Source organism: Pseudomonas sp., assembly GCF_026224925.1.
Taxonomy (GTDB): domain Bacteria; phylum Pseudomonadota; class Gammaproteobacteria; order Pseudomonadales; family Pseudomonadaceae; genus Aquipseudomonas.
This window is the reverse complement of sequence record NZ_JAMFRV010000648.1, coordinates 1-6,850: the sequence shown is the minus strand read 5'-3', so window position 1 is coordinate 6,850 and position 6,850 is coordinate 1. Positions and strand designations below refer to the sequence as shown.

Sequence of the window (6,850 nt, the reverse complement as noted above, 5' to 3'; positions counted from 1 at the left end):
GACGCCGGGTTCTCGCCCGGCATCCGGTAGACCAAGGCATGTGGAACCACGTCCTGCAGCGGTTGCCAATTCTCGACGGCCTGACTGTAGAACAGCATCAGCAGTTGCTCGAAAACAGTGTGTTGTTCCTGCAAGACAAACACCTCACTGCCCTGCCCGGCGTCGAACTGCACAAGGAAGACTGCCTGTTTCTAGCCGCTCTGGCGCAGTTGCCGCTGCTCAATCTCGGTGATTTGAACTGGTATCAGGGGTTTCACGAAATCGTGCTGTACCCCGGCGACTTCGTCAGCCCGCAACGTCATCGCGACGCCAGCGGCATCGAACATGAGTGGAAAGGCGAGCACAGCGGCGAAGCGTGGTCGCAAGGCCCGGTGATTTTGGCGTGGCCTGGCGTGTTATCCAGCGGCCACTGGAACGCCTACAACCTGGTCATCCACGAACTGGCGCACAAACTCGACATGCTCAACGGCTCAGCCAATGGCCAGCCGCCGCTGCACAGCGACATGCGTGCCAGCGACTGGGCCAGCGCCATGCAAAGCGCCTACGACCAACTCAACCAACACCTGGACCGTCACCCGCATGCGGCTACGGCCATCGATCCCTATGCTGCGCAAAACCCTGCTGAATTCTTCGCGGTCACCAGCGAGTACTTCTTCAGCGCCCCGGATGTATTGATCAAGGCCTTCCCGGCGGTCTATGAGCAGCTAAAAGCTTTCTATCGCCAGGACACCTTGGCCCGCCTGCAGCAACTGCAACTGAATGAACCCTTGTACAAGAAGCATGACTAAGGTCTATAGACCTATTGCCCGCGTGGCAACGGGCGCTGAATATGCCTATAATCGCGGCCACTTTTTGATCTTCCGATCAAAGCCTGAATGGTCAACTACGGGGGCAACGCCCAATGAGCTACAGCAAAATTCCGGCTGGCAAAGACCTGCCGAACGACATCTACGTCGCGATCGAAATTCCGGCGAACCACGCGCCGATCAAATACGAAATCGACAAAGAAACCGATTGCCTGTTCGTTGACCGCTTCATGGCCACCCCGATGTTTTACCCGGCCAACTACGGTTTTATTCCGAACACCCTGGCTGACGACGGTGATCCCCTCGACGTGCTGGTCGTGACCCCTTACCCGGTTACTCCAGGTTCGGTCATCCGCGCCCGTCCAGTTGGCATCCTGCACATGACCGACGACGGTGGCGGCGATGCCAAAGTCATCGCAGTCCCGCACGACAAGCTGTCTCAGCTATACGTCGACGTAAAAGAGTACACCGACCTGCCGCCACTGCTGCTTGAACAAATCAAGCACTTCTTCGAGAACTACAAAGATCTCGAAAAAGGCAAATGGGTGAAGATCGAAGGTTGGGGCGATGCTGAAGCTGCCCGCACCGAAATCATGAAGTCGGTCGCCGCTTTCAAAGGCTGATCAACTGCATTAAAAAAGCCTCGGTTTTTCTGCCTGGAAGCCGAGGTTTTTTTACGCCTCGGTTTTGACTGTTTACTCATTAAGAAACACTCTCGGAAACACCCTACAAACAAGCGCGGAAATTGTAGTCCTGACACTCAATAAACAACCGAATGCACGTCTCATTTGAACACCTCGTTTATTTAAACGTCCTGCCGACCTCCGTAAACTCGCGTTATGAAAACATCTGGTGATCGCCTACGCGCCCTCCTTCGGGAGTGCCATCTCTCTGCCACAGACTTCGCTGCGAATCGTAAAGTGACGCCGCAACACGTGAATAATTGGTTCAAGCGCGGCATACCCATGGCACGCATGGGGGAAGTGGCTGAACTATTGACCGTCAACCCGCGATGGCTACGCACAGGAGACGGACCCAAGTACCTGCGCGACAGCATCAACGACGCAGGCCCTGGCCGGGGAGCGACTGCCCACAACGCCGAGGACGTCCTAGTGCCGCTGCTCAAGGAGATAGAGTCCACACACGGCTCAGGCCACACCGTCGTCGCCGAAGCACCGGGGCGCAAAATTCGGTTACCGCTGCGCACCCTACAGGCCATGAGCATCGACCCGGACAATGCTGTCTGCGCGGTGATGGCCGGCAACAGCATGGCCGAGAAAATACAGGCAGACTCCATCATTGGCATCGACCGCGGCCTTACACACATCGTCGACGGCGAAATGTACGCTCTCGAACACGATGGCATGCTCCGCATCAAGTACCTTTACCGGCTTGCAGGCGGCACCCTAAGACTGCGCAGTCACAACAGCGCCGAGTACCCAGATGAGATATTTATCGCCGAACAGCTCCAGCAACAAAACATTCGGGTCCTGGGATGGGTATTTTGGTGGTCCACATTAAACACCCGCCGACGACCGGTATCGTTTCAATAAAGACGTTAAACGGGAGTGTTCGGCTCAGAATGCGCAACCGCCCTTGTGGGAGGGAACTTGTTCACGAAGGCCTTAACACGATCTGCCTGATTCAACCCAATTGAATGGACCAAACGCCAATTCAGCCAAATCCCTGCACATAAATGCTGGGCATCCCCCTCGAACCCCCGTATGATCCGCGCCACGTTTCACCCGACGCGAATGACCTTTTCGCCTCGCCCCCCTATTTAGTCGCCCCCGCTGCGGAGCGCACATTTGAAGGCGGTTGCGGTTTACCAAAAATAAACCAAAACCGTCCCCGAGAAGCCGGCCACAAGCCGGCTTTTTAATGTCTGTTAGAAACTGGTTCGTCGTTTGAAACTCGTCTTAGTCGATAAGAGATTATTTTATTTCCGCAACCTAGGGCTGCCGGGACAGAGCGAAACGCGAAATAGTCCAACAAGCGGTTGGACTATTTCGCGGATGCGGGGCAGCTCGAGAACGCGCTTTACCCATCGCCACTAAATCTTGATGGCTACAGTGATTGCATTTGAGTGGGAGTCGCGTTCGATGATCACTTGGCTCATTTTTTGGGCCGTCACGACAAATGAAAGTCTGTCGCTAAATATTGGTTTATGAACTCAATATCCAGCTTCTTTTTGGTGCCTAAATGCCAATACGTAAACAACATCGTCCTTAGGCACAAAACGATAAAGTGCGACATAACCTGATTCGCCAAACTCAACGATCAGCTCCCGTAACTCGGTCAACTCGGCAAACGGACGGCCCATGTTCGGACTTATTTCCAAGTGCGCAAGTTGTCGCGCAATCGCTTGACCGGCTCGACCTGCAATCTGAGGACTTTTCTCCGCTAGAAATTTACGACAGCGTTCCAATCCCAGCCCTGCACCTTCGGTGATAATTACTCGTGGCAATTGGGCAGTTCCGTCTCGGAGTCAGTCCCCCAGGAGTTAAGCCAAGTTCGAGCCTCTTGGCCTGTCAGGTGCAATCCTGTCTCCTGATAAGACGCCCACGAAGCTAGAGCTTCCTGCTTGAAGCTCTCACGAGCCTCCTCACGCGTTACGTATTGAGCTATAGCTTCGCGCATGATCCAGTGAGCTGACCGCTGCCGAATATTAGCCAAGTGCTGGATGCGACTTTTTAACTCGTCGTCGATCTTGATCGAAGTAGCCATGGGGAAACCCTCCAGTATCTACGGGTACTACCTTTCGATAAGGGTACAGCCCGGCACCGGGTCTGTCCATGTGCTGGAGTCGTAAGCTATGAGCACGGCGAACCACGTCGACTTTGGCGGCCCAGAGCCTGTAGTACTCGCAGAACTAGCTGTACTGGAAACCTTGGGGTTGGCTGAAGCGGTACTTCGTGAGCGTCCGAACTACACAGCCTTGCAACTCAAACCTAAATCCGTTTAAACCACTGATTCACGCGCTCGCACTCAAATGCCGCTGGATCAAAATCATCTCCATACCATTCAACCATGCTGTCATGCTCTGGATGATTGGGGTTGGCCATCGCCTCCAGAAAGTCCTCATAACCAGGCCCGCCACCCACGTCTTCCGGTGGGCAAGCATTGGCGCCCTCGATGCAGTACGGCACCTGAGGACAGGCAATAGCGGGTAGCTTTTTTTCGACCTTGATACTGTGATGCCAACTGTCACCAAAGTCGTAGAGATAATCGAATGTCTGCTTTCCGTTCAGCGCCTTGATCAGCGTTTTACGGGCTTCCGAGTTCACCGTCGGCCCCCAGCCATCAGAATCGGGAATACCGTAATTCTCACCGGCAATTTCAAAACTATGCAGATGGCTATCACTCCAGCCCATCACGACCTGGATGACATGGTGCAGTTTGCCCAAGGTGATGTTTTCAGGCACCGCGAACCGACGCCAGATCGTCGGAGTGATCCACTTCAGCTCAATGCGCAGCAGCAACAGGTCGGGGGTGGGTTTGGGTAAACGGACAGTTTTAACCATGGATCAGGCGGCCTCGCAGTGTTCAGTGTGGTTCAAAGGAATGTTCCAGGGCAGCAACTCGCTCACCCGATTGATAGGGTATTCGGCAATGTGCTCAAGCACGTAGGTCAGAGACCAGAGCCTTCAAGGCTGAAGACCGTTAGGCAGGTAATAGGTAACGAGAGTCATGAACGAATGTTACTTGGGATTTTTTCAGCTTGGCAAGTCAGACCGCGATGATGGGTGCTGTACGAATTGGCCTGCGGCAGCCTACCTCAATTAGAAACCTCTTGAGGTCGAGGTATTCCATTTCCCACTCACCCCAAATGCCCCCAAACATCTGAGCGACGGGAGTAGCTTTTCAGTGGATTATTGGAAATATTGTGCTCAGGGAGAATAACAAGATGAAAAAAATCGTTGAATCGGGCAAGCGCAACACCATGAACCGGGTGCTGGCGACAGCGCGTGAAGAGTTCTCGGCCAAGGGGCTGGCCGGAGCAAGAGTTGAAGACATCGCGAAAGAAGTCGGGGTAACCAAGCAACTGGTTTACCACTACTACGGCTCCAAGGAAGGATTGTTCGTTGCAGTGCTTGATGAGACGTCGCAAAGCATTCATACCGAACTGGCGGGACTGGAGGTCGACCACCTGCCGCCTCCGCAGGCAATGCGAGCGTTGCTCAATCAATTTTTCGATCAGTACTGTAACGATCCTATGCTGGGCAAGTTGGCCCAAGAGGGCATCCGTTATCACGGTGGACATGACACACCGCGCAACCGTTTCCTTGAGTCGACGCCGTTGATGATCGACAAGGCGGCCAAGGTGCTGCAGCGTGGTATCGAATCCGGGGATTTCAAACCAGGCATCGAGCCCCGGTTATTTCTCGCGGCTGCGGCGCTGCTGACCACTGGCTGGTTCACCAACGGTTACTCGACCTCAGCGCTTGCGGGGATGGACACCACCTCGGTCGAGGGCCTGGAGACTTGGCGGCGCTATTCAGCAGATTTCATTCTCGCCAGCATCACTCAACCGGGGGCGTAAGCCAGCGGGCGCGCAGTCGCGCCAGACCGATTTGACCAAGACCGGCGTGCTCCTGCAGGTACTGATCGGTCGAGCCATACTGGCGGCGGATGCTGTCGAAGGCCGCCAGCAAGTAGGCCGGTCGCGCATCCAGTACCGTATCCATCGCTGCCTCACTGACCGGTTGCTTTGCCAGCCGAAATACGCCATGGGCCATGGCTTCCTGACGCACTGGATCGAGGTCCGCGAAACGTCGCCCTGAACGCTGGTAATCGGCAATGATGTCCGCCTGCGAGACACCAAAGCCGTGCAGCAGCATGGCCACGGCGAAACCCGTCCGGTCCTTGCCCGCCGCGCAGTGGATCAACACCGGCACGTCGCCTGACTCAAACAACCCGAACAATGCAGGCAGATGCGGGGCAAGCATGGCGGGAAAGCGCCGGTAGATATCCAGCATCATATTTTCGGCATTTTCGGCGCTGGGGTTTTCCGCCAACTGCTCGACGAAACCAGGATCGGCTCGCACGTCGGCAATCACTTCGAGTATCAACTGCCGCAGGCCGTATTCGGGCAGACGGTTGGGATAGCGCTCACGCTCGCCTAGGCTGCGCAGGTCGCAGACTGTTTTTACGCCGAGTTTTTTCAAAGTCAGCCACGCGTTTTCATCCAACTGATGCAATTGATCCGAACGCAATATCGCGTGCCCAGCGATGCGTTGCCCGCTGGCCGTCGGCATGCCTATCAGGCTGCGAAAGTTGTCGGTGCCGGAGAGGTGCAGGGCCTGGAATGAGTCGGCGTTCCCCAGAAAGGGGTCGCAGGGAGTGTTCATCGCTAATGCTTCCTTGGTGAGCAGATAGCCCAGAGGTTACCGCCGAGCGCCCTGAAGAGCAGTCGTGCCAGGCTGTATTCGTTTCACCGTTGGTAAAACGCTTGAACGGTGACGGCGACGTTTATTGGCTAAGTTAGGTTGCGATGCAACTGCATCCTACGCAGATAAAACTCCTAATAAATCCAATAAACGGAGACTGTTTTCATGAGATTTCCTCTTGCCCTGTGCATCGTCCTAAGTGGCACTGCAACGCTGGCGGATGCTGCTGTAACCCCTGACGAAGCGAAACAACTGGGCACCACCCTGACCGAGTTTGGTGCCATCAAGGCAGGTAACGCCCAAGGTACGATTCCACCGTATGAAGGCGGCCTGCGCACTTCGCCAGCGGACTACAAGCCCGGCAGTTTCTGGACCGATCCTTTCCGTGATGAAAAGCCGTTGTTTCGGATTACCGCGAAGAACGTCGATCAATACGCCGATAAGTTGAGTGAAGGACAAAAGCTGTTGCTAAGCAAATACCCGGACACCTGGTACATGGATGTCTACCCCAGCCATCGCACTGCGGCTTATCCGCAAGACATGCTCAAGGCTACCGTGCGCAATGCAACTGGCTGCACCACCAACCATGAAGGCCTGTCGGTGGACACAGCCTGCCGAGGGGGTTTGCCGTTCCCGATTGCCAAGACCGGTAAT

At 55.1% G+C, this 6,850-nt stretch carries 10 protein-coding genes; 6 read left to right on the top strand and 4 right to left on the bottom strand.

The genetic code is table 11. From position 1 onward, the window contains the following. The 3 genes from M0974_RS26965 to M0974_RS26955 form a co-directional block, all read left to right on the top strand. Nucleotides 1-788, top strand: a 788-nt coding sequence (locus M0974_RS26965) for a zinc-dependent peptidase (RefSeq protein ID WP_297844357.1), incomplete at its 5' end; no start/stop codon positions are given. A 113-nt stretch (nucleotides 789-901) separates the two neighbouring features. Continuing rightward, nucleotides 902-1,429: an inorganic diphosphatase gene (gene ppa / locus M0974_RS26960; RefSeq protein WP_219062705.1), complete on the top strand. Its 528-nt coding sequence runs from the start codon at nucleotides 902-904 to the stop codon at nucleotides 1,427-1,429. Between the two features lie 216 nt (nucleotides 1,430-1,645). Further along, complete coding sequence (locus tag M0974_RS26955) at nucleotides 1,646-2,359, top strand: helix-turn-helix transcriptional regulator (protein WP_297844350.1); 714 nt, start codon at nucleotides 1,646-1,648, stop codon at nucleotides 2,357-2,359. 620 nt (nucleotides 2,360-2,979) lie between these two features. Here the strand turns inward: M0974_RS26955 and M0974_RS26950 are convergent. Both M0974_RS26950 and M0974_RS26945 read right to left on the bottom strand, forming a co-directional pair. Further along, the gene (locus M0974_RS26950; RefSeq protein WP_367279057.1) at nucleotides 2,980-3,273 is read right to left on the bottom strand and encodes a type II toxin-antitoxin system RelE/ParE family toxin; all 294 of its coding nucleotides are present in this window, start codon (nucleotides 3,271-3,273) and stop codon (nucleotides 2,980-2,982) included. After that, nucleotides 3,261-3,533 (bottom strand): CopG family ribbon-helix-helix protein, encoded by a 273-nt coding sequence (locus tag M0974_RS26945; protein ID WP_297844348.1) that lies wholly within the window; start codon nucleotides 3,531-3,533, stop codon nucleotides 3,261-3,263. The genes M0974_RS26950 and M0974_RS26945 overlap by 13 nt, the downstream gene beginning before the upstream one ends. Nucleotides 3,534-3,621: 88 nt before the next feature. Between M0974_RS26945 and M0974_RS26940 the strand changes: the two genes are divergently transcribed. After that, nucleotides 3,622-3,771, top strand: a complete 150-nt coding sequence (locus M0974_RS26940) for a hypothetical protein (RefSeq protein ID WP_297844345.1) — start codon at nucleotides 3,622-3,624, stop codon at nucleotides 3,769-3,771. Here the strand turns inward: M0974_RS26940 and M0974_RS26935 are convergent. Further along, the gene (locus M0974_RS26935) at nucleotides 3,758-4,330 is read right to left on the bottom strand and encodes a plasmid pRiA4b ORF-3 family protein (protein WP_297844342.1); all 573 of its coding nucleotides are present in this window, start codon (nucleotides 4,328-4,330) and stop codon (nucleotides 3,758-3,760) included. The two genes, M0974_RS26940 and M0974_RS26935, sit on opposite strands and share 14 nt — an antisense overlap. Nucleotides 4,331-4,713: 383 nt before the next feature. Between M0974_RS26935 and M0974_RS26930 the strand changes: the two genes are divergently transcribed. Then, entirely contained in the window at nucleotides 4,714-5,349 is a 636-nt protein-coding gene (locus M0974_RS26930; RefSeq protein WP_297844339.1) for a TetR/AcrR family transcriptional regulator, read from the top strand. Here the strand turns inward: M0974_RS26930 and M0974_RS26925 are convergent. Then, nucleotides 5,330-6,157, bottom strand: a complete 828-nt coding sequence (locus M0974_RS26925; RefSeq protein ID WP_297844336.1) for a tyrosine-protein phosphatase — start codon at nucleotides 6,155-6,157, stop codon at nucleotides 5,330-5,332. The genes M0974_RS26930 and M0974_RS26925 overlap by 20 nt on opposite strands. Before the next feature lie 204 nt (nucleotides 6,158-6,361). On the opposite strand from M0974_RS26925, the gene M0974_RS26920 reads away from it, so the two are divergent. Beyond that, a partial coding sequence (locus tag M0974_RS26920; protein ID WP_297844334.1) for a DUF1329 domain-containing protein occupies nucleotides 6,362-6,850 on the top strand: 489 nt, incomplete at its 3' end.